This window comes from Nonomuraea sp. NPDC049158 (assembly GCF_040648335.1).
Classification (GTDB): domain Bacteria; phylum Actinomycetota; class Actinomycetes; order Streptosporangiales; family Streptosporangiaceae; genus Nonomuraea.
Window position 1 is genome coordinate 201,428 of record NZ_JBEZDM010000007.1, and the last position, 24,855, is coordinate 226,282.

22 protein-coding genes are annotated in these 24,855 nt (G+C 70.6%); 8 read left to right on the forward strand and 14 right to left on the reverse strand.

The annotated features are described in order from the left end of the window. Positions 1 to 128 precede the first annotated feature (128 nt). A complete protein-coding gene (locus tag AB0B61_RS18200) occupies positions 129 to 983 on the reverse strand; it encodes an SDR family NAD(P)-dependent oxidoreductase (protein ID WP_358432772.1) in 855 nt (284 codons plus the stop codon). Between the two features lie 211 nt (positions 984 to 1,194). Here AB0B61_RS18200 and AB0B61_RS18205 point away from each other — a divergent pair, with 211 nt between their 5' ends. The 5 genes from AB0B61_RS18205 (at position 1,195) to AB0B61_RS18225 (ending at position 6,392) form a co-directional block, all read left to right on the forward strand. Beyond that, positions 1,195 to 1,821 (forward strand): TetR/AcrR family transcriptional regulator, encoded by a 627-nt coding sequence (locus AB0B61_RS18205; protein WP_358432774.1) that lies wholly within the window; start codon positions 1,195 to 1,197, stop codon positions 1,819 to 1,821. Positions 1,822 to 1,994: 173 nt separating this feature from the next. After that, positions 1,995 to 2,942 carry an alpha/beta hydrolase gene (locus AB0B61_RS18210; protein WP_358432776.1) on the forward strand — a complete coding sequence of 316 codons (948 nt, stop codon included), beginning with the start codon at positions 1,995 to 1,997 and terminating at the stop codon, positions 2,940 to 2,942. A 103-nt stretch (positions 2,943 to 3,045) separates the two neighbouring features. Further along, the gene (locus AB0B61_RS18215; protein ID WP_358432778.1) at positions 3,046 to 3,687 is read left to right on the forward strand and encodes a biliverdin-producing heme oxygenase; all 642 of its coding nucleotides are present in this window, start codon (positions 3,046 to 3,048) and stop codon (positions 3,685 to 3,687) included. Between the two features lie 376 nt (positions 3,688 to 4,063). Next, positions 4,064 to 4,672 (forward strand): TetR/AcrR family transcriptional regulator, encoded by a 609-nt coding sequence (locus AB0B61_RS18220; RefSeq protein WP_358432780.1) that lies wholly within the window; start codon positions 4,064 to 4,066, stop codon positions 4,670 to 4,672. Positions 4,673 to 4,991: 319 nt separating this feature from the next. After that, entirely contained in the window at positions 4,992 to 6,392 is a 1,401-nt protein-coding gene (locus AB0B61_RS18225) for an MFS transporter (protein WP_358432782.1), read from the forward strand. Here the strand turns inward: AB0B61_RS18225 and AB0B61_RS18230 are convergent. Then, a complete protein-coding gene (locus AB0B61_RS18230; RefSeq protein ID WP_358432784.1) occupies positions 6,382 to 7,611 on the reverse strand; it encodes a cytochrome P450 in 1,230 nt (409 codons plus the stop codon). The genes AB0B61_RS18225 and AB0B61_RS18230 overlap by 11 nt on opposite strands. Before the next feature lie 67 nt (positions 7,612 to 7,678). Between AB0B61_RS18230 and AB0B61_RS18235 the strand changes: the two genes are divergently transcribed. Next, positions 7,679 to 9,073 carry an FG-GAP and VCBS repeat-containing protein gene (locus tag AB0B61_RS18235; protein WP_358432786.1) on the forward strand — a complete coding sequence of 465 codons (1,395 nt, stop codon included), beginning with the start codon at positions 7,679 to 7,681 and terminating at the stop codon, positions 9,071 to 9,073. A gap of 38 nt (positions 9,074 to 9,111) precedes the next feature. Here the strand turns inward: AB0B61_RS18235 and AB0B61_RS18240 are convergent, their stop codons facing one another. From AB0B61_RS18240 to AB0B61_RS18265, 6 genes are read right to left on the reverse strand one after another with little or no spacing between them, the layout of a single operon-like run. Further along, positions 9,112 to 10,623, reverse strand: coding sequence for a HAMP domain-containing sensor histidine kinase (locus AB0B61_RS18240; protein ID WP_358432788.1), 1,512 nt, complete (start codon positions 10,621 to 10,623; stop codon positions 9,112 to 9,114). A 14-nt stretch (positions 10,624 to 10,637) separates the two neighbouring features. Beyond that, complete coding sequence (locus AB0B61_RS18245; protein ID WP_225291483.1) at positions 10,638 to 11,330, reverse strand: response regulator transcription factor; 693 nt, start codon at positions 11,328 to 11,330, stop codon at positions 10,638 to 10,640. Next, entirely contained in the window at positions 11,327 to 11,869 is a 543-nt protein-coding gene (locus tag AB0B61_RS18250) for a hypothetical protein (RefSeq protein WP_358432790.1), read from the reverse strand. The genes AB0B61_RS18245 and AB0B61_RS18250 overlap by 4 nt, the downstream gene beginning before the upstream one ends. Positions 11,870 to 11,891: 22 nt before the next feature. Beyond that, entirely contained in the window at positions 11,892 to 13,166 is a 1,275-nt protein-coding gene (locus AB0B61_RS18255) for an ABC transporter permease (protein WP_358432792.1), read from the reverse strand. Further along, a complete protein-coding gene (locus AB0B61_RS18260) occupies positions 13,163 to 13,894 on the reverse strand; it encodes an ABC transporter ATP-binding protein (protein ID WP_358432794.1) in 732 nt (243 codons plus the stop codon). Before AB0B61_RS18260 ends, AB0B61_RS18255 begins: the two co-directional genes overlap by 4 nt. After that, positions 13,891 to 15,003 carry a biotin/lipoyl-binding protein gene (locus tag AB0B61_RS18265; protein ID WP_358432796.1) on the reverse strand — a complete coding sequence of 371 codons (1,113 nt, stop codon included), beginning with the start codon at positions 15,001 to 15,003 and terminating at the stop codon, positions 13,891 to 13,893. Before AB0B61_RS18265 ends, AB0B61_RS18260 begins: the two co-directional genes overlap by 4 nt. Before the next feature lie 177 nt (positions 15,004 to 15,180). Between AB0B61_RS18265 and AB0B61_RS18270 the strand changes: the two genes are divergently transcribed. After that, complete coding sequence (locus AB0B61_RS18270; RefSeq protein ID WP_358432798.1) at positions 15,181 to 16,758, forward strand: efflux RND transporter periplasmic adaptor subunit; 1,578 nt, start codon at positions 15,181 to 15,183, stop codon at positions 16,756 to 16,758. Between the two features lie 114 nt (positions 16,759 to 16,872). On the opposite strand, the gene AB0B61_RS18275 is transcribed toward AB0B61_RS18270, so the two are convergent. From AB0B61_RS18275 to AB0B61_RS18295, 5 genes are all read right to left on the reverse strand, one after another. Then, positions 16,873 to 18,399, reverse strand: coding sequence for an alkaline phosphatase D family protein (locus AB0B61_RS18275; protein ID WP_358432800.1), 1,527 nt, complete (start codon positions 18,397 to 18,399; stop codon positions 16,873 to 16,875). A 65-nt stretch (positions 18,400 to 18,464) separates the two neighbouring features. Then, positions 18,465 to 20,168, reverse strand: a complete 1,704-nt coding sequence (locus AB0B61_RS18280) for a hypothetical protein (protein WP_358432802.1) — start codon at positions 20,166 to 20,168, stop codon at positions 18,465 to 18,467. Further along, entirely contained in the window at positions 20,161 to 21,942 is a 1,782-nt protein-coding gene (locus AB0B61_RS18285; protein ID WP_358432804.1) for an HSP90 family protein, read from the reverse strand. Before AB0B61_RS18285 ends, AB0B61_RS18280 begins: the two co-directional genes overlap by 8 nt. Before the next feature lie 84 nt (positions 21,943 to 22,026). Continuing rightward, entirely contained in the window at positions 22,027 to 22,608 is a 582-nt protein-coding gene (locus AB0B61_RS18290; protein WP_358432806.1) for an HAD family phosphatase, read from the reverse strand. Continuing rightward, the gene (locus tag AB0B61_RS18295; protein ID WP_358432808.1) at positions 22,605 to 23,423 is read right to left on the reverse strand and encodes a hypothetical protein; all 819 of its coding nucleotides are present in this window, start codon (positions 23,421 to 23,423) and stop codon (positions 22,605 to 22,607) included. The genes AB0B61_RS18290 and AB0B61_RS18295 overlap by 4 nt, the downstream gene beginning before the upstream one ends. 160 nt (positions 23,424 to 23,583) lie before the next feature. Here AB0B61_RS18295 and AB0B61_RS18300 point away from each other — a divergent pair, with 160 nt between their 5' ends. Next, on the forward strand, positions 23,584 to 23,862 hold the full coding sequence (locus tag AB0B61_RS18300) for a helix-turn-helix transcriptional regulator (RefSeq protein ID WP_358432810.1): 279 nt from the start codon (positions 23,584 to 23,586) through the stop codon (positions 23,860 to 23,862). 52 nt (positions 23,863 to 23,914) lie between these two features. Here AB0B61_RS18300 and AB0B61_RS18305 read toward each other — a convergent pair whose 3' ends face one another. After that, the gene (locus AB0B61_RS18305) at positions 23,915 to 24,772 is read right to left on the reverse strand and encodes a hypothetical protein (protein WP_358432811.1); all 858 of its coding nucleotides are present in this window, start codon (positions 24,770 to 24,772) and stop codon (positions 23,915 to 23,917) included. Positions 24,773 to 24,855 lie beyond the last annotated feature (83 nt).

The following is a 24,855-nucleotide window of genomic DNA, read 5'->3' on the forward strand; positions in this document are numbered from 1 at the left end:
TACAGCTCACCTCGCGCGCGACCACGAAGCGGGGAAGTGCCCGTACAGGCATCCCTATCGAGCGCCGAGCTCCAGCCGGGGGCGCGCATCGAGCCGAGAGGAACGACGCGGCTCAGATCTGGAAAGGCTCAAATCGCGGCCTGGTGGTCGGCCTTGCCGTGCGCCTCCACCGAAAGGTCCTGCCAGTCGGCCCACATCGTGAGCCGGTCGGCGTAGGCCTGCTGGATCATCGGGTGGAAGCCCTGGCCGAAGAGAACCCGCAGCGGCGGGTTGTCGGAGTCCACCAGCTTGAGCAGTGCCTGGGCCGCCGCGGCCGGGTCGCCGGCGGGCAGCTTGCCGGCCATCGCGCCGAGGCGCTGGCGCAGGCCGTCGTAGGCCGGGTCGGGCTCGGCCACATGGCCGTTGTTGAGCGGGTCGGGGTTCTTGCCGGAGCGGGTGGCGAAGCCGCCGGGCTCGATGATGGTCACCTTGACGCCGAAGCCGGCGACCTCGCCGGCGAGGGCCTCGTTCAAGCCCTCCAGGGCCCACTTGGAGGCGTGGTAGGCGCCGCCGAGCGGCATGGCGATGAGGCCGGCGGCCGAGGACAGCTGGATGATGTGTCCCGAGCGCTGCTCGCGCAGGTAGGGCAGCGCGGCCTGGACCACCCACACCGCGCCGAACAGGTTGGTCTCCAGCTGGTCGCGCAGCTGGTGCTCGGTCAGCTCCTCGACCGCGCCGACCTGGGCGTAGCCGGCATTGTTCACGATGACGTCCAGGCGGCCGAAGTGCTCCTTGGCCCGTCGCACGCTCTCGAGGACGGCGGCCTTGTCGGTCACGTCCATCGCGAGCGGGAGCACCGCGTCGCCGTAGGCGGCGACCAGGTCGTCAAGGCTCTCGGCCTTCCGGGCGGTCGCGGCCACCTTGTCGCCACGAGACAGCGCTGCCTCGACAAAGCTGCGGCCCAGGCCGCGGGACGAACCGGTGACGAACCAGACCTTGGTCATGATGACCTTCCATTCTTTCGTTGCTGCCTGCCGAACACGAGACGCCGACGACCTGATCCCTGTGACAGGTGCGGCTCTGTGATCTGCGCCATAAAAGTTTGCAGGTGTGCAGTCGTTGCACTCTCGTGCAACGACTGCACCAAGATATACTCATGCCGCGAACGGCCGTCAAGCCGGCCGCAGACCGACCCGAGAAATGACAGGGGGCACGATGACGAGTGACGAACCAGTCCGCCGCGGCGGACGCGAAGCGCAGCGCCGCCGCACCCGCAAAGCGATCGTCGACGCGGCGGTACGCCTGAGCGCCGTCGGAGCGACGCCGTCCATCGACGAGATCGCGGCCGCCGCCGACGTCTCACGCCGCACGATCTACATGCACTTCCCGACCCTCGACCACCTGCTGATCGACGCGACGGCTGGCGCGCTCAACGAGCCCCCGGTCGAGGCGGCACTGGCCGACCCCGCACTCGCCGACGATCCTGTAGCCCGGGTAGACGCCCTCATCCGGACACTGCTGGAGTACTCACCGCAATCCCTTCCCCTGGGCCGCCGGCTGATCCGTCTGACCGTCGATCCGGCGCCGAACGACGCTCAGGAGCGAGCCGCCCCGCGCCGGACTCGCCGCCGGGTGGAATGGCTGGAACAGGCCTGCGAACCACTCCGGAGCACCCTCAGCGAGGAACGGTTCGAGCTCCTGATATCGGCCCTGACCATCGTGGTCGGCTGGGAGGCGCAGATCGCCCTACGCGACGTCCGCGGTCTTGACCCTCAGGCCGAACAGGAGGCCATCACCTGGGCCGCACGTACCCTGGTAGAGGCAGCGATCAAGGAAAAGTGACCTCCGCCAGACCCTGCCCCATCCCGGCACCCCGGCCCGCCCTCGTGGCTGCCGCCTGATGACCCATCGCGAGGACAAGGCATGACGCGCCGGCCGTCACCCCCAGGTACTACAAGAGAATTCAGCCCCAGCGGTGACGCGGTCGACGGCCTCTCGTTCGTATCTTTCCGAGCATGCTCAGAATGCTCACGCTCGCCGGAAGTCTCGCGTTCGGCGCGGTCCTGGCGCTGCCCGGCCAGCACAGTGGCCGGCTTGTGAAGGTCTACGGCGACCTGGCCACCGCCGATCGGGTCGCCATCGTGGTGCCGGGGGCCGACACCACGGTCGCCACCTTCGAAGCGAGCACGAAGCGGCCGGGGGGCGCGGCGCGGGCGCTGCTGGCCGAGGCCGCCAAGGTGGGCCACGGCGAGCGGCTGGCCGTGATCGCCTGGCTCGGCTATGACGCGCCGCCTACGTGGAGCCTGGGCGCCATCACCGACACGGCGGCCGTCGAGGGGGCGAAGGCGCTGCGCCGTACCGTCATGGAGTTGCACGCGCGGACGTCCGCGCCGATCGCGTTACTGTGCCACAGCTACGGCTCGGTGGTGTGCGCCAAGGCCGGGGCGGACCTGCCCGTCGCGGATGTGGCGCTGTTCGGAAGCCCCGGCATCGACGCATCGTCCAGCCACGCACCGTCTGGCCGTGTGCCATCGGTCCAGGCAACGTCTGATCAGGCAGTGCCAGACCACCCATCGTCCGGCCACGCGACGTCAAGCCGTGCACCGTCTGATCGTGCGCCGTCCGACTGGATGCTGTCTGACGGGCCGCAGTCCGACCACCCTTGGTCCGACGTGTCCGATCACCCACCGTCCGGCCACAGAGCGTCCGGCGGTGTGCCGTCTCCCACCAGGGTGTGGGCGGGGGTGGGCGGAAGCGATTGGATCAGGTTCGTGCCGAAGGTGAAGCTTGGGCCGCTTGGTTTCGGGGCCGACGCGCTGAGTCCCGGGTACGGGGCGCGGGTGTTTGAGGTGGGGCCCGGCGGGCACAGTGACTACTTCGCACCAGGCACGCCGTCGCTGCGGAATCTCACGCTGATCGCCCTTGGCCGCCCCGGTGATGTGATGGCTGCGGCGCCAGCATGACAGGGTCGGGTTTAATGACAGAGTGTCGTCATCAACTTGACGGGCCCGTCCAGGGTTTGTGACACTTTGTCATGAAAGACCTGGCAACACATTGGGGTGAAGCGTGACGTCGTTCTCCGAGACCTTGAAGAACGCCACTTGGAGCGACCACGAGTCGGCCGAGGACGAGAGCTACCTCAAAGAGCTGATGGGCGGCCGGTTGAGCGAACACGACTACGGCGAGCTCGTCGCTCAGCACTACTTCGCCTACCTCGCTCTCGACGGCGCCGCCAAGGCCCTGGCCGACCACCCGGTGGCCGGCCGGTTCGTCTTCCCGGAGCTCTACCGGGAGCAGGCGCTGGAGCGTGACCTGCAGACCGTCTACGGTGCCGGCTGGCGCGACCGGATCGTGCCCTCGAAGGCGACCCGGACCCTGGTGGCGCGGATCGAGCAGGTGGCCGACTGGCCGGGCGGCTATATCGCCCACCACTACACCCGCTACATGGGCGACCTGTCGGGCGGGCAGTTCATCCGGATGGAGCTGCAGAAGATCTACGGCTACCAGAAGGGCGGCGGGGTCGACTTCTACCTGTTCGACGAGGTCGGCAGCCTGCCCCGATTCAAGAACGAATATCGCGCCCGCCTCGACGCGCTGCCCTTCGGCGAGCGCGAGCAGCATCGCGTGATCCGTGAGGTCAAGCTGGCCTACCAGCTCAACACCGAGGTGCTCGGCGAGCTGCTCCATGTGGTCAAGGCTGTCGCATAGAGGAACGCCATCGCACCCCCGCACCACCGCATTGGGCACACTGCACAGCTGCCGGTGAAAATGCGAGGGAGCGCGGGACGAAGAATGCGGAAGGACGCGGGGCACCGAGCGCGTCAGCGTCCGCCGCTGGCGGTGTCCTGATCGCGCCGCCCCCAGAGGCTGGCCCACCGCTGGCGGTACCTGATCGCACCGTCTTCCGGAGATCGGTCCGCCACTAGCGGCAGCTGATCGCGCCGCCTTCCAGAAGTCGGTCCGCCGCTGGTGGCAGCTGATCGCGCCGCCTTCCAGACGCTGGTCCGGCCCTCGCATCTCGTGCGCGAAGTCGGCTAATAGAAGTCGGCCTATAGCGGGATGGGCACCGGCCTACCATGGACGCATGCCCCGCATCTCCGCAGCCACCATCGGTGAGCACCGAGCACAGACGCGCGATCGCATCCTCGAGGCCGTCGCCCGCCTGTCGAGGGTGCAGGGGATCGACGCCATCTCCATGACGGACGTGGCGAACGAGGCCGAGATCACTCGGACCGTTCTCTACAACTACTACCCGGACAAGGCCGCCCTCCTGCTGGCCTTCACCGAGCGGGTCACCAGTTACTTCATCGAAAGCTACGAGCAGGAGCTGCCGGTCGTCGCCTCCCCTGCCGATCGGCTGCGGGTGTTCGTTCGGCTGCAGTTGACCGGCCTGCTGGCGCATCCGCATCCGGGAGCGGCGGATCTCAGCGCTGCCCTTGGCCCTGACGCCTACCAGCAGCTCGCCGAGCATGTGGCGCCCATGCAGCGCATCCTGGTGGGGATCCTGGAGAGCGGGATCGAGTCGGCCGATTTCCAGGTGGTCGATGTCGAGGCGACGGCTCGAATGATCATCGCGGTGATCGGCGCGGAGCGGGTGCCGCTGATCAGCGGCGCGGTCACCGTCGAGGCGGCGGGGGCGTTGGTGACGGGCTTCGTCCTGAGGGCCCTCGGTAGCAGCAGCACCTCTCCATAGGCTCTGGGCAGCAATACCTCTCCACGGCGCCTCTTCATGGCGCCTCTTCATGGCACCTGTGGCTGACGGCTCTCGGCTCTTTCTGGGTGGCACCTCTCCGTGAAGAGACTGAGGGTTCTCCCTCGACAGGTGACACCTCTCCGTGGTGGTCAGGGCCCTGGGCAATGCCGTGGGTGCTGGGTAGCGCCTCTCCGGGAGGGGCCCTATGTACCGATCCGTGAGGGTCAGGGGCCCCCGAACAACGCTGCGGGTCCTGGGTCGCACCTCTCCGGGGAGGGGCCGACCGCTATGCACCTAAAGGGGTGACAAGATTGCTCTCATGCAGGACGACCACGTAGCGCTCAAGTCCGCCCGAGGGCGCTGGATCCTGGCGGCGACCGTGCTGGGTTCCGGGATGGCCATGCTCGACAGCACCGTGGTGAACGTCGCGCTGCCCTTCCTCGGCGACGACCTCGACGCGGACATGGCCGGTCTGCAGTGGACGATCAACGCCTACACGCTCACCCTGGCCGGGCTGATCCTGCTGGGCGGCTCGCTCGGTGACCGCTACGGCAGGCGCAAGGTGTTCCTGGTCGGCACGGTCTGGTTCGCGCTGGCCTCGGCGCTGTGCGGGCTCTCGCCGAACGTCGAGTTCCTGGTGGCCGCCCGTGCGCTGCAGGGCGTCGGCGGCGCGCTGCTCACCCCGGGGTCCCTGGCGATCATCCAGGCGTCGTTCGTCAGGGACGACCGGCCGCGCGCGGTCGGCGCCTGGTCGGGGCTGGGTGGGGTGGCCGCCGCGATCGGCCCGCTGCTAGGCGGGGTGCTGGTGCAGACGGCGGGCTGGCGGTGGGCGTTCCTGCTCAACCTGCCGGTCGCGGCGCTCGTGGTGCTGGTCACCCGGCGGCACGTGCCCGAGAGCAGGGACGAGCAGGCCGCGGGCCGGTTCGACGTGCTGGGCGCGGTGCTGGCGGCGCTGGCCCTGGCCTGCCTCACTTATGGCCTGATCGAGAAGGGGGCGGTGATCCCGCTGGTCGTGGGAGTGGCGCTGGGCGCGGCGTTCGTGGTGCTGGAGCGGCGCAGGTCCCCTGACGCGCTGGTGCCGGTGAGCATCTTCCGCGATCGGGTGTTCACGTCCGTGAACGTGGTGACGCTGATCATGTACGCGGCGATGGGCGTGGTGTTCTTCCTGCTCGTCGTGCAGTTGCAGGTGGTGTCCGGGTTCGCGGCGACCCCGGCCGGGCTGTCGCTGCTGCCGACGACGATCCTGATGCTGCTGCTGTCGGCGCGCGCCGGCGAGATGGCCAAGCGCTACGGCCCGCGCTGGCCGATGACGATCGGCATCCTGGTGGCCGGGCTCGGGTTCCTCTGGATGAGCACGATCGGCTTCGGCGCCTCGTACGTTCTTCAGGTCCTGCCCGCGGTCACGGTGTTCGGGCTCGGTCTGTCGGCGGCGGTGGCGCCGCTGACCGCGACCGTGCTGGCCACCGCCGAAGAGCGCCACGCGGGTACGGCCAGCGGCGTCAACAACGCGGTGGCCCGCACCGGCAGCCTGCTCGCGGTGGCCGCGGTGCCGCCCCTGGTCGGCCTGGTCGGCGACGCCTTCAAGAACCCGCCCGTCTTCAACGCGGGCTTCCACACCGCCATGCTGATCAGCGCCGCGATGATGGTCGTCGCGGCACTGATCACCTTCCTGACGATCAGAAGGAACGTCCTGGCCCCGGAAGAGCAGCTCAGAACGTGAACCCCTGACTGCGGACGCTGTTGTCGAAGTTGGACAGCAGCAGCTCAGGCTCGCCGACCGAGCGGATCTCCGGCAACCTGGTCAGCAGCACCCGGAACATCGTCCGCATCTCCTGCCTGGCCAGGTTGGCGCCCAGGCAGAAGTGCGGGCCCGGCCCGCCGAAGCCGACGTGCGGCTTGGTCTCGCGGGTGATGTCGAAGCTGTCGGGATCGGGGAAGACCGTCTCGTCGCGGTTGGCCGAGCCGTAGAAGAGGACCACCTTGTCGCCCTTCTTCAGCTCCAGGCCGCGCAGGGAGTAGTCCTGGGTCAGCGTGCGCCGGAACTGCATGATCGGCGACACGTAGCGGACCATCTCCTCGATCGCGTTGCCGATGCGGCCGTCGAAGTCCTCCATCAGCAGGTCGCGCTGCGCCGGGTTGTCGGTGAGCAGCTTGATGCCGTGGGCCATGGTGTTGCGCGCGGTCTCGTTGCCCGCCACCAGGAGCAGGGCGAAGAAGGAGCCGAGCTCGCGGTCGGTGAGCTTCTCGCCGTCGGGGTTGGCGGTGACGAGCAGGGACACCAGGTCGCCTCGCGGATCGGCGGCCCGTTCGTGCCCCAGCTTGATCACCATGCGCTGCAGGGCGAGGAGGGCGAGCATGTTCTGGCCGGCGAGCTGAACGCTGCGGACCAGGCTGGGGCGTACGCCGGTGTAGGCGGTGGAGACGTCGACGTGTTCGTGGACCTTCGCCCGCAGGTCGTCGGGAATGCCCATCATGTCGCAGATGACGTGGATGGGGAGCCGGGCCGCTACCTGGCCGACGAAGTCGCGCGGGCCCTGCCCGATGACGTCGTCGACGATCCGCTCGCACGCGGCCTCGATGTCGTCCTGCAGGCCGGAGAGCATGCGCGGGCTGAACGAGCGGGTGACGATGCGCCGCAACCGGGCATGGCGCGGGTCGTCCATGTTGACCATCGACTCGCCGAACACCTGCTTGACCCAGCCCGGCGGCTCCGGATTGGTGACGGCGGGCTCGCTGGAGAACACCTTGGCGTCTCGGCTGGCCTCGACCACGTCCGCGTGCCTGACCAGGGCGTAGAAGCCGCTGCCGGACCGGAGGAAGGGCACCTTCTTCTCCGGGAAGAACACGGGATGCTCTAATTGCCGGAGTCTGGCGAACGCCTCATGCCGGGCCTTGGGGGACTGGCGCCAGAAACCCAGATCCGCGAGGTCGATGTCCACCCGCCTATCCTGGCACGTTCCCGTGGCGTTAAGACCTGGTTCGGTCGGGGCGGAAATACCTACCTGTATGAACGCACTGCTAGCCGCCTGCCTGGTTCTTCCCCTCGTTTCGGGTACGAGCCACGCCGCGGCTCCGTCGTGTGGCGGATCCCCTTCCGACTTCGACGGCGACGGCCGTCCCGATCTGGCGGTGGCCGCCCCCTACGACAACCGGCGGGCCGGCTCCGTGACGGTCGTCTACGGCAGCGGGCGCAAGGAGAAGCTGACCCAGGAGGGCGCCGAGCCAGGTGACTCGTTCGGCTCGGCTCTCGCGGTCGGCGACTTCAACGCGGACGGATGCGCCGACCTCGCGGTGGGCGTGTCAGAGGAGTTCGTGGGCGAGCGCGTGCCGGGGGCCGACGGCAACGGCGTCGTCGAGCTGTTCCATGGCTCGCCCACGGGCCTGCGGCCGGGTAAGGAGCTGGCGCCGGCGAAGCCGTCGAGCGACCGGTTCGGGGCGTCGCTGGCCGCCGGTGACTTCGACGGCGACGGACGCGACGAGCTCGCGGTGGGCGCCCCTGGCCACCGTACGGGCGGGGGCGTCACGATCTACTGGATGAAGGGCCGCAAGCCGTACCAGATCACTCAGAAGACCCCCTGGATACGGCAGGCGGCGAACGTGACGGACCAGTGGGGCGCGGCCCTGGCGACCGGCGACTTCAACGGCGACGGGCGCGCCGAGCTGGCCGTGGGCGCGCCCGCCGACAGCGTCACCCAGGACGGACAGGGCTCCGTAACCCTCATCGACGTGCGGGGCCGGCGGGCCGGGCTCCTCACCCAGAGCAGCCCCGGGATCAAGGGCTCGGCGGAGAAGTGGGACGCGTTCGGCGCGGCGCTGACGACCGGCGACTTCGACGCCGACGGGCACGACGACCTGGCCGTCGGCGTACCCGGCGAAGGGCTGAGCGCCAACCAGCGGGCGATGGACTACGGCGACGGGGCCGTGCACGTCCTGTACGGGAGCGGGAGCGCGCTGCTGCGCGGCGCCCGGTCGGAGATGTGGACGCAGCGGCTGCTCAAGGGCACGCCGCGGTACTACGACCGGTTCGGCGCCGCGCTGGCGGCCGGGGACTTCAACGGGGACGGCGACGACGAGCTGGCCGTCGGCGTACCCGGCGAGAAGGGCGTCCAAGTGCTGGCCGGGGCCAGGAAGGGCGGGCTGACGAAGGACGGCAACCTGCTCATCAAGGGCAAGGGCCGCGATTTCGGCGCGTCCCTGGCCGCGCTGCCCGCGCTCGGCGGGCGCTACCGGCAGCTCACCAAGGAGCGTCCGCTGTACGGGCTGGTGGTGGCGGCGCCGGACCAGGGCAAGGTGCTGTACGTGCCCGGCTCGCGCCAGACGGGCCTGCGTCCCGGCCTGGTCCCGGGGAAGGTCCGCGAGCTGAGCAGCGGCCCCGGCCTGTACGGCTACGCGTTCGGCTGATCCCGACCTGAGAGCTGATCCCAACCTGAGAAACGAGGCTAAGGCCCAGCCTGCCCGCTCGTCTGCCGCTGAGACCGGGTGGCCGGGGATGACGGGGCGAGCGGGAGCGTGACGCGGAAGGTGGCGCCCTTGCCCGGCTCGCTCGACGCGGAGACGCTGCCCCCGTGCGCCTCCACGAGCGTGGCCGCGATCGACAGCCCCAGCCCGGCACCGCCGTAGCTGCGCGCCGGATCGGCCCGGTAGAACCGCTCGAACACCCGCTCGGCCACCTCCCGGGAGAACCCGGGCCCCTCGTCGGCCACCTCGACGACGGCCTGCCCGTCACGCGCGCCGACCCCGACGGTGAAGGCCGTGCCCGGCGGCGTGTGGCTGAGCGCGTTGCCCACCAGGTTGCCCAGCACCTGCCCGAGCCGCGGTTCGTCGCCGGTCACGAAGACCGACCCCTCGCTCCCGTACAGCATGACCAGCTCGATCTTCCGGTCCGGCGCGAGCGTCTGGGCGTCGATCACGGCGGTGGCGGCGAGGCTGAGCACGTCGACGGGCTGTTCGCCGAGCTCGCGGCGCTGGTCGAGCCTGGCCAGCAGCAGCATGTCCTCGACCAGCAGGCCCATCCGCGCGGCCTGGCCCTCGATCCGGCTCAGCAGCCGGGTCGCCTCCGCCAGGTCCTTGTCCGCCCCGAGCCGGAACAGTTCGGCGAACCCCCTGATCGAGGTGAGCGGGGTACGCAGCTCGTGCGAGGCGTCGGCCATGAACCGGCGGGTCAGCTCCTCCGAGCGGCGCGCCGACCGGGCCGACTCGCGCGCCGCCTCGGCCGCCGCCTCGCGCTCGCGTACGGCCATCTCGATGCGGGCGAGCATGCCGTTCAGGGCCCGGCCGAGCTTGCCGACCTCGGTGGTGGCCGACCAGAGCGGCACTCTGCGGGACAGGTCGCCGTCCGCGATGTGGCGGGCGGTCCGCTCGATCTCCCCCAGCGGGCGCAGGCTCCGCCGTACGAGCCAGTGACAGGCGAAGCCGAGCACCACGAGGGTCCCGCCACCGCCGACCGCCACGATGAGCAGCAGCTGGGAGACCGTGTCGTCCAGGTCGCCCAGGCTGATCGCGATGATCCTGCTGTCGCCGTCGCGGCCCGGCATGGCCACGGCCCGCCAGTAGGGTCCCTGCGGGTCCTGCGAGTCGACGGTGAAGGGCTGTCCGGCCATGAGGGCGACGTCGGCGCTGGTGAGCCGGGGCAGCCTGGGCGTGTGCGTCTCGGTCGACTCGGTCATGGTCCGGATCTTGGCGCCGGTGGAGTCCACCAGCACCGAGTGGAACAGGCCGAAGAAGCGCTGCGGGCGTGGGCCCGGCTGCGGCTCAGGAGGTGGCGGAGCGCCCCGCCATGGCACGCTGGCGGCACGCAGCTGCTGGTCGACGCGCTCGACGAGATAGCCGCGCAGCAGCCGTACGGCGAACAGCCCGGTCAGCGTGATGGCCAGCGTGACCATCAGCAAGGTGGCCGAGACGAGCCGCAGCCAGAGCGGCGTCCGCGCGAGATACCTCCTCAGTCCTGCCATTCGGGAAGCCGGGGTCAATCCTTGGGCGGGCGCAGGATGTAGCCGACGCCACGCAGCGTGTGCAGGTATCTCCGCTCGCCGGTGTCGATCTTGCGGCGCAGATAGGAGACGTACGACTCGACGAGCCCGACGTCGGTGCGCCAGTCGCCGTTCCAGACGTGGTCGAGGATCTGCGTCTTGGACAGCACCCGTCCCGCGTTGAGCATGAAGTAGAGCAGCAGCCGGTATTCGGTGGGCGACAGCCGCACCTGGACGCCGTCGCGCCACACCTCGTGCGTCTCCTCGTCCAGCTCCAGGTCGGCGATGCGCAGCCGGTTCGGCGGCGGCGCGCCCCGCCGGGTCCGGCGCAGCACGGCGCGGATGCGGGCGATGACCTCTTCCAGGCTGAACGGCTTGGTCACGTAGTCCTCGCCGAGCCCGAGCCCGGCGAGCCGGTCCTCCGGGGTGTCCTTGGCTGTCACGAACAGCACCGGGACCCGGCGGCCGCGGGACCGCAGCCTGCCCGCGACCGCCAGGCCGTCCAGGTCGGGCAGCATGACGTCCAGCATGACCAGGTCGGGCGTGCTCTGCTCGGCGACCCGCAGGGCCTCCTTGCCGTCGGCCGCCGTGAGCACCTCGAACCCGGCCATCCGCAGGCTGGCGGAGAACAGCTCCCTGATGTTGGGCTCGTCGTCCACCACCAGCAGCCTGGCCTCCGGCTCGGTCATCTGCCGACTCCCCCCTGGCTGATCGAGGTGGCGGCCACCGAGCCGTCCCCGCCCTTCTCGCCGCGGACCACGACGTTGGTGCCGGTCCGCAGGTCGGCCAGCTTGCCCGGCTTGGTCACCTGGACCGTGGTCGCGTCGGTGGTGGTGACCGTGACCGTGGAGCCGTCCATGGTCTTGACGTAGATCTTGCCGCCTTCGACCTTCTCGACCGTGCCCACGGTGCCGCCGCCCGCGCCGCCCATCCTCTGACCGTACCCGCCCGGCATCTGCTGCCGGCCTCCTGGCTGCTGACCGTACCCGCCCGGCTGCCTGCCCTGCTGGCCGTACCCGCCGGGCAGCTGCCGGCCGCCCGGCTGCATGGCGGCGGTCGTGGCGGGCGCGCCCAGCGCCTTCTGCGCCTGGATGCCGATCACCACTCCGGCCACCAGTACCACGCCCGCGATCAGGCCGAGCGTCACCTTGGACAGCGGCTTCCGTGGCTGGACGGCCAACTCGCTGTCCAGATCTTCCGGATACGGCGAGCCGTCGAGTTTGGCCATTTCTGTCTCCTTCGGGGGTCCGTCACTCATGGCGCAGGGCCTGGATCGGCCGCAACTTGGCCGCCCTGTTGGCGGGATAACTGCCGAAGAACAATCCGATGCCGACGGAGACGCCCAGCGCGAGCACGACCGACGACGGTACGAGCACCGGCTGGATGCCCGCGACGGTGAAGCGGGTGCCCAGGAACGCCACCAGCACCCCGGACAGCCCGCCGACCAGGCTGAGCAGCGTGGCCTCCATCAGGAACTGGCCCAGGATCGCGCTCCTAGGCGCGCCGATGGCCTTGCGGATGCCGATCTCCCTGGTCCGCTCCGTGACGGTCACCAGCATGATGTTGGTGATGCCGATGCCGCCGACCAGCAGCGAGATCGCCGCGACCGCGCCGAGCAGCACGGTGAACGTGCCGGTCGCCGCGCTGACGGTCTCCTGCAGCGTGGCCTGGTTGAGGATCCGGAAGTCGGCCGAGGCGGTGCCGGTGATGCCGTGCCGTTGGTTGAGGATGGCCGTGACCTCCGACTGCGCCGACTCCGTCGCCGTCGAGCCGGCGGCCTGCACGACGATGGAGTTGAGCGAGCCGAACCCGGTCAGGCTCTGCTGTACGGCCGGCAGCGGCGCGATGGCCACGTCGTCGGCGTCCTGACCGCCGGTCGACCCGGTCTCCTTCAGCACGCCGACGACCGTGAACGGCACCCCGGAGACCGTCACCTGCTTGCCGATCGGGTCGAGGGTGCCGAACAGCTCCTCGACCACGGTCTGCCCGAGCACCACGACCTTCCTGGCGGCCAGCACGTCGTCGTTGAAGAAGTACGTGCCCTTGGTCACCGGCTTGTTCGTGGCCTCGAAGTAGCTCGGGTAGGTGCCGACGAGCTGGGCGATCGAGTGGCTGGCCGCCCCGTAGGTGGTGGCGGCCGAGGAGGCGGTCACGACCGGCGAGACCGACTTGACCGACGGGGCCACGGTCTTGTCGGTCAGGGCCTTGGCGTCGGCGAGGCTGAGCTCCCTGGCCTGGGTACGCGGGCCGGTGTTCTGCTGCCCGCCGCCGGGTCCACCGCCGCCGCCGCGCCCGAAGCCGCCGCCCCCACCGCCACCGCCCGCGAAGGACTGGGAGATCGTCAGCGTGTTGGCGCCGAGCCGCTGGATGTTCTTCGTGATGCTCTGCGAGGAGCCCTCGCCGACGGCGACCAGCATGATGACCGCGGCGACGCCGATGAGGATGCCGAGCGTGGTCAGCGAGCTGCGCATCTTGTTGGCCAGCAGCCCGCGCAGGGCGAAGCGCAGGACCTCGAACTGGTTCATCGAGCGACCTCCGCCATCCGCGGCGGCGGTCCGTCGATGGGGCCCTGCCGGACGTCTTCCACGATCTCGCCGTCCACCAGCCTGATGACCCGCTTGGCGTGCGCCGCCACGTCGTTCTCGTGCGTGATGAGCACGATCGTGCGGCCCGACTCGCTGAGCCTGTCCATGATCTCCAGTACGTCCTGCGTGGAGGCGGTGTCGAGGTTGCCGGTCGGCTCGTCGGCCAGCAGCAGGGCGGGGGCGGTGATGAGCGCCCTGGCCACGGCCACGCGTTGCTGCTGACCGCCGGACAGCTGGTTGGGCTCATGGTGGACGCGGTCCGACAGGCCGACCTGCTCCAGCGCGGCCAGCGCGCGCTTGCGCCGCTCGGCCTGGCCGATGCCGCCGTAGACCAGCGGCAGCTCGACGTTGGCCAGCGCGCTCATGCGCGGGATCAGGTTGAAGGACTGGAAGACGAAGCCGACCCGGCGGTTGCGCAGCTTGGCGAGCTGGTGTTCGTCGAGCTGCCCGACGTCGGCGCCGTCGATCAGGTAGCGGCCGGTGGTGGGCACGTCCAGGCAGCCGAGGATGTTCATCAGCGTCGACTTGCCGGAGCCGGAGGCGCCCATGATGGCGAGGTAGTCTCCCTGCTCGACGTCGAGGTTCACCCCGCGCAGCGCCCGTACCCTGGCGTCGCCCTCGCCGTACTCCTTGACCAGGTTCTGCACGCGCAGGACGGGAGCGGTCATCGCCCGCCTCCCGGCACGCCGCCGCCACCGGGGAAGCCGCCGCCGAAGCCGCCCTGCCGCTGGTTGTTGCCGGTGCCCGTGGTCGTGGTGGCCGGCGGGACGATCTGGTCGCCTTCGGAGACGCCCGACTTGATCTCGGTCAGCGAGGCGCCCTGTACGCCCACCTCGACCGGGGTTCTGACCTGCTGGCCGTTCTTGAGCAGGGTGACCGTGTTCTGTCCGCCGCTGGTGGAGATCGCGGTGGAAGGAACGGAGATGACGTTCTCCGCCTCGCCGGTCACCACCTCCACGGTGGTGGTCTGCCCGAGTCGCACCTGTTTGGGGACCTTGGTGAAGGAGATCGTCACCGGATACTGCACGACGTTGTTGCTGGTGGCGGCGACCGGCTCGATCTGGGTGACCTTGCCGGTGGCGGTGACGCCCGGCAGCGCGTCGAACGTGACGGTGGCCGCCTGGCCGACCTTGAGCTTGCTGACGTCTGACTCGGTGAAGGTACCGACCAGCTGGAGTTTGCCGGTGTCGGCCAGATCGATGAACCCGGACCCCGATCCGCTGCTCGACTGGCTGCCGCCCTGCCCGCTCTGGCCGGTGCTCTGCGTGGCAGAGGTGCCGGAGGACGTGCCGGATCCGTTGGAGGAGCCGCCGACGGCGCCGTTGACGGCCGTGACCGTACCGCCGAACGGCGCGCGCAGCACCGTCGCCGCGGCCGTCCGCTGGGCCTCGCGGTAGGCGTTGCGCGCCTTGATGTAGGCGGCGTAGAGCTGGGCGGTCGAGGTCCCGTCGTCGACGGCGCTGTTGTACGTGGCGCGGGCGGCCGACAGGCTCTCCTCTGCGGCCGCGTCGTCGAGCCTGGCCAGGATGTCGTCCTTGCGGACCTTGTCACCGGCCTTGACGTAGATGTGCTCGACCGTGCCGCTCGTACCGAACGCCAGCGCTCTGCTCTTGGAGCTCTCCACCGCCCCCGAGGCGGACACCGAGGCGGTCACGGTGCCGCGTCCGGCGGTCACCGTGCGGGTGACCGTCTCGCTCGCCACCTCGCCCATGCCGAGCTGGGTGTACGCGAACGCGACCCCGCCCAGCAGGAGCACGCTCAGGGCTCCGTTGGTCATCAGCGCTCTGCGCCTTGTCGACACCTTCACAGGCGGTGACCCTTGCACACCAGTCTGCGCTGGAGATGCGAGCTAGCTGAAGGTTCGCTGACAAAGCCGGAGCATACGGAGACACACAGACAACTCTGAGCCCGCTCGCAGCCTCGTCCCCACCTGTTCACGCCATGATGGGCCTTCATGAGATCGACTATCCCGCCGAAGGCGCTCAAACTCGGCGGGCTCGCCCTGGCCGTCCTGGTGGCCGGCTCCGGCCTGGTGCTGGCGCTCCGTGACGATTCGGAGCCCGCCGCCCAGGTACGGCTGGCGGCGGCCAAGCGGGGCGTCGTCATCGCCTCGGTCACGGCCGCGGGCAACACCGTGGACGGCTCGCGGCGTGACCTGGGCTTCGGCGGCTCCGGAACGGTGACCAAGGTCTACGTCAAGGTCGGCGCCAAGGTCAAGAAGGGGCAGGTGCTGGCCCGGGTGGACAGCCGGGCGGCCCGCGAGGGCTACACGGCCGCCACCGCCGACCTGGCCGCCGCCGAGGAGGCCCTGGAGACCGCCTCGACCGCCGCCACCAGCACGGCCTCGTGCGCGCCGAGCAGCGGCGGCACGTCCGCCTCCGTCGCGGGCGCGGTCGCCGCCAAGGGCGCCTTCGGGCCGTCTGCGGTGCCCGTCGCGGCCACCGGCAAGGGCGCCTTCGGGCCTTCCTCGGTGCCCGTCGCGGACGCGAACCCCACCACCACGCTCACTCCGGGCACGACGCCGACCCCCCGGCCCACCTGGACGCCGACCCCGGAGCCCACCCCGAGCGGCCACGAGCCGCAGCCCACCGTCACGGTGACCGTCACGGCCACGGCGACCGTCACCGCGACCGTCACGGCCACGCCGGACGGCGGCCGGCCGTCAGCCTCGCCGACCGGCACCTCCACCGGCAAGCCGTCCACCAAGCCCACCGGGAAACCCACGGGCAAGGCCACGGGGAAACCCACAGGTAAGGCGACCGGGAGACCCACGGGAAAGCCGTCGACCGGCGCCTCGGGCCGGCCCACCGGGAAGGCCACGCCCGGAACCCGCCAGTCCCAGGGCGGCAGCCCCTGCGCCGGTGCGAACGGCAAGGGCGGCATCAGCGAGGACCAGGCCAGCGCGAACGTGGACCGCGCCCAGGCCGCCCTTGAGCAGGCCACCGACGCGGTGCGCGGCACCCGGATCGTGGCCCCGGCCGCCGGCACGGTGCTGTCGGTGGCCGGATCGGTCGGCGACACGGCGGGCACCAGTACGTTCATCAGCCTCGGCGACCTGAACGAGCTCCAGGTCGACGCGCTGGTCACCGAATCCGACGTGAACAAGCTCAAGCTCGGCCAGCAGGCGAGCATCTCCCTGGCCACGCGGGGTGCGCAGAAGTACCCGGGCACGGTCACCCGCATCGCGCCGACCGCCACCGTGAGCGACCAGCTCGTCCGCTACTCGGTGACGCTCGCCTTCGACCGGCCGCCGCGCGGGCTGATGCTCGGGCAGACCGCCTCGGTCTCGGTGACGACGGGCACGGCCGACAACGGGATCTATGTGCCGGCCGAAGCGGTGAAGAGCCGGGCCGACGGTACGAGCGTGGTCACCGTACGCTCGGGCGGGCGCGACGCGGCACGGGCGGTGCGTACCGGGGTGCGCGGCGACCAGTACGTGGAGATCACCTCGGGCCTGAGTGAGAACGACCAGGTGGTCATGGCGGACAGCAGCACGGGCGAGTTCCCGGACGACAGCTGGCCGGAGAGCTGACGACCCACCGGCCGGGCCACATGGGTGGCTCGGCCGCGTTTGCGTTGAGCGAACCCTCAGCCCTTTGACAGCGAACGTTCAGGCTCAGGTCCAGAGGGCTCGGGTCGGGCGGGCTCAGGCGCGGGGCCCGGCGGTGGCCGGGATGGTGAGGCTGTGGGCGGTCTTGGCCGGGGCGCCCTTGCGGGAGATGTAATCCAACGTCCGGTAATCCACCGAAATATCGTCACGAGTGACCTTGGCCATGAGGTAGCCCCGCCGCTGGTCGATGTAGGAGATGTGCGGGTTCTCCTGCAGCGACTCGGCGATCCACGTCCGGTCCCGGTACCCGTCCCCGTCGCTGGCGATCGACGAGGTCACCAGCTCCTTGGCCACCACGGGCGAGTCGGGGTCGTCGAAGTCGGTCTTGAGGTCGGCCAGGTGGTGCATGTGGGCGTCCCCGGTCAGCACGACCGGGTTCGAGGTGCCGGACAGCGAGCCCAGCAACCGGGTCCGCTCGGCGGCGTACCCGTCCCACGCGTCGAGGTTCACCTCGCGGCCCGGCCCCACCTTGTAGTCGCGCTGCGCCATGAGGATCTGCTGCCCGAGGAGGTTCCACCGGGTACCGGAGCCGCGCAGGCCGTCCTCCAGCCAGCGCCACTGGTCGGCGCCCAGCAGCGTACGCCCGGCCGCCAGCCGCTCGTCGCACCCCGCGCGTACCCCGTCCAGGCACGCCTGGTCGTCACGGAACTGCCGCGTGTCGAGCAGGTGGAAGCGGGCCAGCGACCCCCAGGAGACGCGCCGGTTCACCCGCAGCACGGCGCCCTGCAGGCTCGCCCGGCGCAGCGGCATGTTCTCGTAGTACGCCCTGAAGGCGTCCGCCCGGCGCCGGCTGAAGCCGGGGGCGCCGGTGCTGGAGACGGACCCGGCCCAGTTGTTCTCCACCTCGTGGTCGTCGAAGGCCACCAGCCACGGCGCCACCGCGTGCGCCCGCTGGAGGTCGTGGTCGCTCTTGTACTGGGCGTGCCGCAGCCGGTAGTCGGCCAGCGTCTCGCACTTGCCCGGCGTGTGCGTGCGTACCCGGCCGGCCAGCGCGGTGTAGCCGCTGGGGCCGTACTCGTACATGTAGTCGCCCAGGAACACCACCAGCTCGGGCTCCTGCTCGGCCAGCCTCTGGTAGGCGGTGTAGTAGCCGTGCTCGTAGTGCGCGCACGCGGCCACCGCGAACGTGAGCGGCTGCTCACCGGTGGGCGTGGTCCTGGTACGGCCGGCGGGCGAGAGCCTGCCCTCGCTCCTGAACCGGTAGAAGTAGTCGCGCCCCGGCTCCAGGCCCGCGACCTCGACGTGGACGCTGTGAGCGGCGCCCGGCCGCGCTTCGGCCGTACCGGATTTGACGATCTTCGAGAAGCGTTCGTCGGTGGAGACCTGCCAGTCGACGTCCACACCACGGGAGGGCATGCCGCCACGACCGTCTCCGGCGAGGGGGTTCGGGGCGAGGCGGGTCCAGAGGACGAAGCCGTCGGTGGACGGATCTCCGGAGGCCACGCCTAGGTTGAACGGGTCGGATTTGAGGGTTCTGGTCGACTGGAAAGAGGCTGCTGCTGCCTGCTGGGATGGCGCGAGGAACGTCACTGCCGCCGCGGCGAGGAAGGATCTGCGGTCCACGGTCCAGGTATGTCCACCTCGACTGACAGGGTTGTGACAGTGGAGTCAAGGCTGGATGAACAGCGTCAGTCCTCCTGCTCCGTCTCCTCTCGCAGTCCTTCCAGAAGCTCGCGGGCTCGCACGGCGGCTATCTGATCGTCGAGGGCCAGATAGGTGTCGAGGGCTTCCTGGCAGCGTTCGGCCGCGGCCTCGTAGCACTTGGCCCACTCGAGGGCGACGGCCTCGTCGTAGCCGAGCCCGGCCAGCTCCCAGGCCGCCTCCCGCCGCTGCTCCGTGTCCGGCTGCCCGATGCCCGGCTGCCCTGTTTCCGGCTCCCCCGCCTCCGGCTGTCCCATGTCCGACGCCGCGGTCAGGGCGGCTCTGGCTTGGGCGTACGCCTCGCTGATCTCTGCGGGGTCGTCGCCGGCGAAGTAGACGCACTTCGCGCGCTGCCTCATGGCGCGGCCTGCGGCGAGGAGCTCGCCGGCGTCCCGGTAGAGGTCGGCCGCCACCGCGTACGCCTGTGCCGCCGCCACGTCCAGATCGAGGTCGGCCAGCTCCTTGGCCGTCTCCATGGCCGCGGCCGGGTCGCCCGCCTCGCGCAGGGCGGTCAGCCCTGCTTCGTGGTCGCCCAGCTCGAACAGCGCGCGGACCGCCGTACGGCTGTCGGTGTCGATCCGTCCCTCCGGCCCGCCCCGGCGGGCGGGCGAGACGAGGGAGAGGTGGGCGACCAGTGGCTCGGCCGCCAGCGTGGCCGCCACGCGACGCGTGTGGACGTCGTCGCCGTTTCTGGCGTCGAAGCGGGCCGCGATCTCCCGTGCCCCGGCGGCCAGCTCCGCGTGCAGCTCCGGCACCGGCACGTCGCGGCCGGCCCGCCGTACGGTGAGCCCGTCGTGGCCCGTCTCCATCAGGCGGCGCAGCACCAGCGCGGCGCCCGTCATGAACGAGCGGGCCTGCGCCGGCGACGGCGGCCGCTCCAGTAGCGGCAGCTCCCGCTCCAGGATCTCCAGCCCGCGCGTCGCGTTCCCGGTCAGCGCGCAGAATTCCAGGTGGTCGCCGATGTCGTCCAGATATCCGATCTGTCCCTGCACGATCCGGTACGCCCGGCGGTGCGCCTCCGCGGCCTCGTCCAGGTGCCCGGTCTTGAGATACGGCATGAGCAGGGTGCACAGGACGCTCTGCGGCTGCACTCCGCAGGAGAACTCGCCCGCGACGACGGGCCCGCCGACGGCCACGGCCTCCTCGTACCGGCCCAGCGACGCCAGCACGTACGCCCTGCCGCCGAGGTCGCAGGCGCGGCAGTCGGACAGGTCGTCGCGCGGCGCGGTCTCCCAGCGGTGCAGCCACTCCTCGACGGCCGGTTCGTCGCCGAGGTGGAGCGCGACGCGGCAGCGCTGCGCGTACACGGCCTGAGGTGCCCCCGCCTCGCGGTAGCGCCGCTCCATGTCGTCCAGCGCGTCGAGCGTCCGCCGCAGCGGGATCTCCGGGAACCTGCGCATGTCGCTCATGATCCACTTGAACTGCCAGAGCACCCTGCGCGCCTGCCAATCGGTGAACCGGCCGGGCTCGGCGTCGTAGGCGGCCACGGTCCGGGAGAAGGTGGCGAACGACTTCGCGGGCTCACCGCCGTACTGGTAGGCCTGGGTGAGCGCGAGTCGCGCCGCGATCGCCGGCTCCGGCTCGCGCAGCGCCTCGGCCTCGCGCAGCGCCCGCTCGGCCAGCACGGTCCTGGCCTCCCCGTACGGCAGGCGCGCCGCCTCCGCCAGCAGCGTCTCGACCTGGTCAGTCACGCGTGCCCCCTTGCACGGCCCAGTCGAGCAGGCCGAGGAACGAGCGGTTGAGCGCCGCGGTGTCGGCGGGCCGCAGCGGGTGGTGCCCGTGGAGCAGCGCCATGCCGTACAGCGCCTCGACGGCGGTGGCGGCCAGCGTCAGGTCCGGCAGCCCGGTGACGCGGCGGACCAGCGGGTTGCGGTGATTGAGCACCAGCCTGGGCCGGTCCACCGCCAGCGTGCGCTCCATCGCGCCGAGCACGTCGGCCCAGAGCTCGTCGCCCACGTCGCGGGCCTCGCGCAGCTCCGCGTGGTGCTGGGCCGCGCGGCTGGTCAGGTAGAGGGCGGGCAGCGAGGCCGGGTCGAAGTCGCGCAGCACCACCTCGCAGCCGAGCGGGTCGAGCACCCGCCCGGCGGCGCCGAGGAAGGGGCGGGCGCGCAGTTCCGCCTCGGGGTCCGGCGGGCTCAGGTGGGTGGCCAGCTCGGCGGGGTCGAGGCGGGCCAGCCGGGCGTCCGGATCGATGCGGGTGAGGCGGGGCAGGATCTCGCCGTCGTAGACGTAGCCGCCGTTGACCAGGCCGACGCCCTGGGCGCCGGAAACGGCCGCGAGCTGGCGGAACTCGTCGACACTGGTGGTGTAGCGGCCGTTCGGGTGCCTCGTCCTGAACTGGGCGAGCGTCATCCGCCCGGCGCTGGTCTCATACTCCAGCCATTGATCGACCAGCCTGAGCATCTCGTCGTCGTGCAGGGCCAGGGCCTTGACACCCAGGTGGTGCAGACCCAGGAAGGCGCGCAGGCCGTCGGGGTCGGTCTCGGCCAGCCGGACCAGCCAGGCGCGCAGCTGGCGGCCGAGCTCCAGGCGGGTGTGTTCGAGGAGGTCGTCCTCGTAGAGCGCCTCGCGGCTGGCGGTGGGCCGCAGCTCGGCCGCGTCGACGACGCCGCGGGCGAAGAACGCCCAGTCGGGCAGCAGGCCGTCGGCGCTCTCGGTGAGGAGCATGCGCTTGAGGTAGACGCGGTGGCCGCCGCGGACGGCCGGGTTCGCCGGAGTGGGCAGGATGTAGGCCACGCCGGTGAGCCCGGCTTCGGGGACGTGGAGGTCGACGACGTCGAGCGGAGTGAACCCGAACAGCTCCGCGCCATGCTTTTGCAGGAAATGTCTTCTTATCGCGGGAGACGCGTGCTTTGCCTGCCAGGGCGGGGCGCCGATGGTGGTGCGGCGGCCGTTCACGGTGACATCGATCGGCAGGAGCGAGCCGTACAGCTCCGCCAGCTCGGTGATCGTCCGCTCCGTCACCCACTCGGCGGCGTCCGGCCGCGCCGCGAGAGTGACCGTGGTGCCCGGCTCGTCCCGCTCCTCCCCCGCCGGCGCCACCTCGTAGCGGCCGTCGGAGCGTCCGGTCCAGAGCACGGTCGGGCCGCCCCTCGCCGACCTGGTACGCACGCTGATCTCGTCGGCCACCAGGAAGCCGGACAGCAGGCCGATGCCGAACTGGCCGAGGAACTCGTGCCGGGCGAAGCCCAGCTCGTCGCGCTTGGAGGAGCGGCCGATGGTGGCCAGGAGCACGTGGACCTCGTCCTCGGTGAGGCCGATGCCGGTGTCGTGCACGCTGAGCCGCCCATCGGCCACCTCGATGGTCACCGTGGCGGGCGCCTCCGGGTCGGCCGCCCGGCGGGCGGTGATCGCGTCGGCCGCGTTCTGGAGGAGCTCGCGGACGTACACGCGGGGGCTCGAGTACAGGTGGCGGCTGAGCAGGTCGACCACACCGCGCAGATCGACGTTAAAGGCGCTTTCCATTTGAAACACCATAAATCACATAAGAGATAAGCCGCCGCTCGATTAACGCGCCTCACGCCCTGAGCGCCTCACATCTTGAGCGCCTCACGCCTTGAGCGCCTCCCGCAGCGCCTCGGCGGAGGTGAAGCGTATGCCGGTCATGCCCGCGTGCTCGGCCCCGGCCACGTTCTCCGCCCGGTCGTCGATGAACACGATCTCGGCCGGGTCGGCGTCGAGGTCGGCCGCCATCCGGTCGAAGATCTCCCGGTTCGGCTTCACCAGGCCCATCCTGCCGCTGTAGAAGCGGTGCTTGATGTTGGCGATCCAGGGCAGCCCGTCCAGGCCGTCGGCCAGGCAGACGGGCGCGTTGGACAGCAGGGCCACGTTGCCGCCGTCGTCCAGGAGATCGTTCAGGATGGCGACCGTCCCCTCGTCCGGGTAGGCCCAGCTGGCCACGTCCATCGCGACCAGCCGGGCGATCTCGGCGATGGTGGCCGGCCGGCCGAGCACCGCCGACCAGTAGGCGGCCGGAGACAGCGCCGCCCGGTCGAACTCCAGGCGGTGCTCCCAGTAGCCCCGCTTGAACGCCTCGGGATCGGCGCTCACCGCCAGGGCCATCTCGTCGGCGTCGGACTCGGACTGGGGCAGGGACAGCACGTTGCCGTAGTCGAAGACAATCCACGTCATGGCAGGAATGGTCGCAGATGCGGGTCGAGCGCCGGGCAACCCAGGTATTTCTCGGCGGTGTGGAAGTCGATCCAGTCGAGATTGACGAGTTCCTCCACGTCCACGCCGGTGAAGCTGCCGCACAGATCGGGTGGAATGGCCGCGATGTCGTCTTTGTCGGCGATGTTCACCCAGCGCTTGACGCCGGCGGGCCGGCTGCCGAGACCGTTGATCGGGGCGGGCAGGAGGCGCTCAAAGACCACGTTGCGCATGCCCAGCGGGCTGCCGAGGGTGACGAGCAGGTCGACCTCGAGGTCGGGGTTGGCCCAGAGCGTCTCATACGCCACGACGCTGCCCAGCGAATGGGCGATCACCACCCGGGGGCTGTGCTTCCTGATCGTGTCGCGGACGGCCTCCTGGCACCTCTCGCGCCGGGCCGGGTCGGTCAGGTAGGCCGCCACCTCCGGCGCGAACAGCGACGCGAACGCCACCGACCTGCTGTCGAGCCGGGCCAGCAGCCACCCGGTGAACAGCTTGAGTGCCCCGGTGAAGCGCTCCCCCAGACCCATGTTCCTGGCCCAGCCGACGAGCACCTGCTGGGCGGAGCCTTGCATGCCCGCGAACGCCTGCGGACCCTCCTTGGGCCGGCCGTCGTGCAGCAGGTGGGAGAAGTAGGCCACCTCGCTGAAGTAGGCCCGGCCCTCTCCCCCGAGCGCCGCCTGGAGGTAGCGGTCCCACTTGAGGCGCATCGCGTCCGCCGCCCCGGTCGCGGAGTTGCCCGCCGCCACGTAGTAGTTGTACTTGCCGATCCCGTGCACGCCGACGATGCCCGCCACAGCGCCCTCCCAGTTTCCCCGTGATTCCAGGCGATGGTGACACACCTCACTTGCAGATCGTTTGCCGGTTTAGTCTTGCCTAAAGGTTTAGGTAGAGCTAAAGTTGAGTCACCAGCAACCGACCGCTGAGAGCGAGACCGAGATGGCCTTTCGCCGGAGCATGCCTGACGAGGTGAGCCCGGGCGGTCTCGCCCAGGACGCCGTCGACGAGATCACGTGGTATATGCGTGAACACAAGGTCTCGCGGGCCGATCTGGCCGCCTCGATGGGCGTGTCGCCCGGCCGGGTGAGCCAGATCCTGTCAGGGGATGAGAACCTCACGCTCCGCACTCTCGGCTCCGTGGTCAAGGCGCTCGGCGCCCGCATCGAGTTCACGCTGAGCGAGGCCGAGGAGGAGTCCATCCTGCTCGTCGAGCAGCCTCGCGGCTCTCATGGGTGAAGCCTGAGGGCCTGAGCGGCGCGTCTCAGGGGCGAGATCTGTGCGGCGCGTCTCAGGGGTGAGGTCTGAGCGACGTGGCGATTCGCGACCGCGTCGGCGGTACGAACCTGGGCAGCGACCGATACCCGCTCCGATAGGCCGAGGCCAGCAGCCGCAGCACGTCGTTCTCGGCGTCATGCCGCAGGATGCCGTGTAAGCGGGTCAGATCATTGATATAGCGCTCATACCTTGCCAGCCGCGTGTGCCGGGAGCCGCGCAGCGCGGTGATCACCTTGGACCGCGACGCCCCGTCCTCGACCAGCGCGGCCACGTCCAGCCGCCGCTCGATCGCGTCGAGCCGGGCGTGCACCCGCTCCTTCCTGCGCTCCTCCACCGAGAGCCGCTCGCCGATGCGCTCGTGGTAGCGGTTGGCGGCCAGGCTCAGCTCGTACACGCTCCACGAGTCGTCGACCCGCTTCTCGCACCAGACCCGCTGGTCCTCGGCCATCGCCTGGTCGAGCTTGGCCAGCAGCGACACCAGCCAGAACGTCGCCGCCTCCTTGGCCAGCGAGCGCCGGTCGTCCTCGCGGGAGCGCACCTGGCTCAGCCACAGCCCGCCCGGCGCGACCGCGCCCAGCACCGTGGACAGGTAGTTGTTCAGCAGCTCGCCGCCCACCAGCGCCACGGCCGAGGAGACCAGCCCGGTCAGCAGGATGATGACGACCGCCAGCCACCAGCCGCCGGGCCCGAACGGCCGGCCCTTGCCCTGGCAGCGGAGTAGAAGGAATCCAGTGGCGGAGGCGATGGCCAGGGGCACCGTCAGGGCTATCTGCGTCGCCGTCACGTGCACCAGGGCCAGCTGCACCGCCGTCACGTGCACCAGGGCCAGCTGCACCGCCGTCACGTGCACCACGGAATCGGCCTCCCCCACAGATCGTTCATTCCATAGTCGCAGCGGCGTCTGTGATTGAAAATCCCATTGCCTTGGGCATATGTCGCTCAGATACGGTGGCA

What these genes read in the sequence shown, in the direction of transcription:
- AB0B61_RS18200 (WP_358432772.1), bottom strand. Translation starts at nt 983, where the DNA reads ATGACCAAGGTCTGGTTCGTCACCGGTTCGTCCCGCGGCCTGGGCCGC.
- AB0B61_RS18205 (WP_358432774.1), top strand. Translation starts at nt 1,195, where the DNA reads ATGACGAGTGACGAACCAGTCCGCCGCGGCGGACGCGAAGCGCAGCGC.
- AB0B61_RS18210 (WP_358432776.1), top strand. Translation starts at nt 1,995, where the DNA reads ATGCTCAGAATGCTCACGCTCGCCGGAAGTCTCGCGTTCGGCGCGGTC.
- AB0B61_RS18220 (WP_358432780.1), top strand. Translation starts at nt 4,064, where the DNA reads ATGCCCCGCATCTCCGCAGCCACCATCGGTGAGCACCGAGCACAGACG.
- AB0B61_RS18225 (WP_358432782.1), top strand. Translation starts at nt 4,992, where the DNA reads ATGCAGGACGACCACGTAGCGCTCAAGTCCGCCCGAGGGCGCTGGATC.
- AB0B61_RS18235 (WP_358432786.1), top strand. Translation starts at nt 7,679, where the DNA reads ATGAACGCACTGCTAGCCGCCTGCCTGGTTCTTCCCCTCGTTTCGGGT.
- AB0B61_RS18240 (WP_358432788.1), bottom strand. Translation starts at nt 10,623, where the DNA reads ATGGCAGGACTGAGGAGGTATCTCGCGCGGACGCCGCTCTGGCTGCGG.
- AB0B61_RS18245 (WP_225291483.1), bottom strand. Translation starts at nt 11,330, where the DNA reads ATGACCGAGCCGGAGGCCAGGCTGCTGGTGGTGGACGACGAGCCCAAC.
- AB0B61_RS18250 (WP_358432790.1), bottom strand. Translation starts at nt 11,869, where the DNA reads ATGGCCAAACTCGACGGCTCGCCGTATCCGGAAGATCTGGACAGCGAG.
- AB0B61_RS18255 (WP_358432792.1), bottom strand. Translation starts at nt 13,166, where the DNA reads ATGAACCAGTTCGAGGTCCTGCGCTTCGCCCTGCGCGGGCTGCTGGCC.
- AB0B61_RS18260 (WP_358432794.1), bottom strand. Translation starts at nt 13,894, where the DNA reads ATGACCGCTCCCGTCCTGCGCGTGCAGAACCTGGTCAAGGAGTACGGC.
- AB0B61_RS18265 (WP_358432796.1), bottom strand. Translation starts at nt 15,003, where the DNA reads ATGACCAACGGAGCCCTGAGCGTGCTCCTGCTGGGCGGGGTCGCGTTC.
- AB0B61_RS18270 (WP_358432798.1), top strand. Translation starts at nt 15,181, where the DNA reads ATGAGATCGACTATCCCGCCGAAGGCGCTCAAACTCGGCGGGCTCGCC.
- AB0B61_RS18285 (WP_358432804.1), bottom strand. Translation starts at nt 21,942, where the DNA reads ATGGAAAGCGCCTTTAACGTCGATCTGCGCGGTGTGGTCGACCTGCTC.
- AB0B61_RS18290 (WP_358432806.1), bottom strand. Translation starts at nt 22,608, where the DNA reads ATGACGTGGATTGTCTTCGACTACGGCAACGTGCTGTCCCTGCCCCAG.
- AB0B61_RS18300 (WP_358432810.1), top strand. Translation starts at nt 23,584, where the DNA reads ATGCCTGACGAGGTGAGCCCGGGCGGTCTCGCCCAGGACGCCGTCGAC.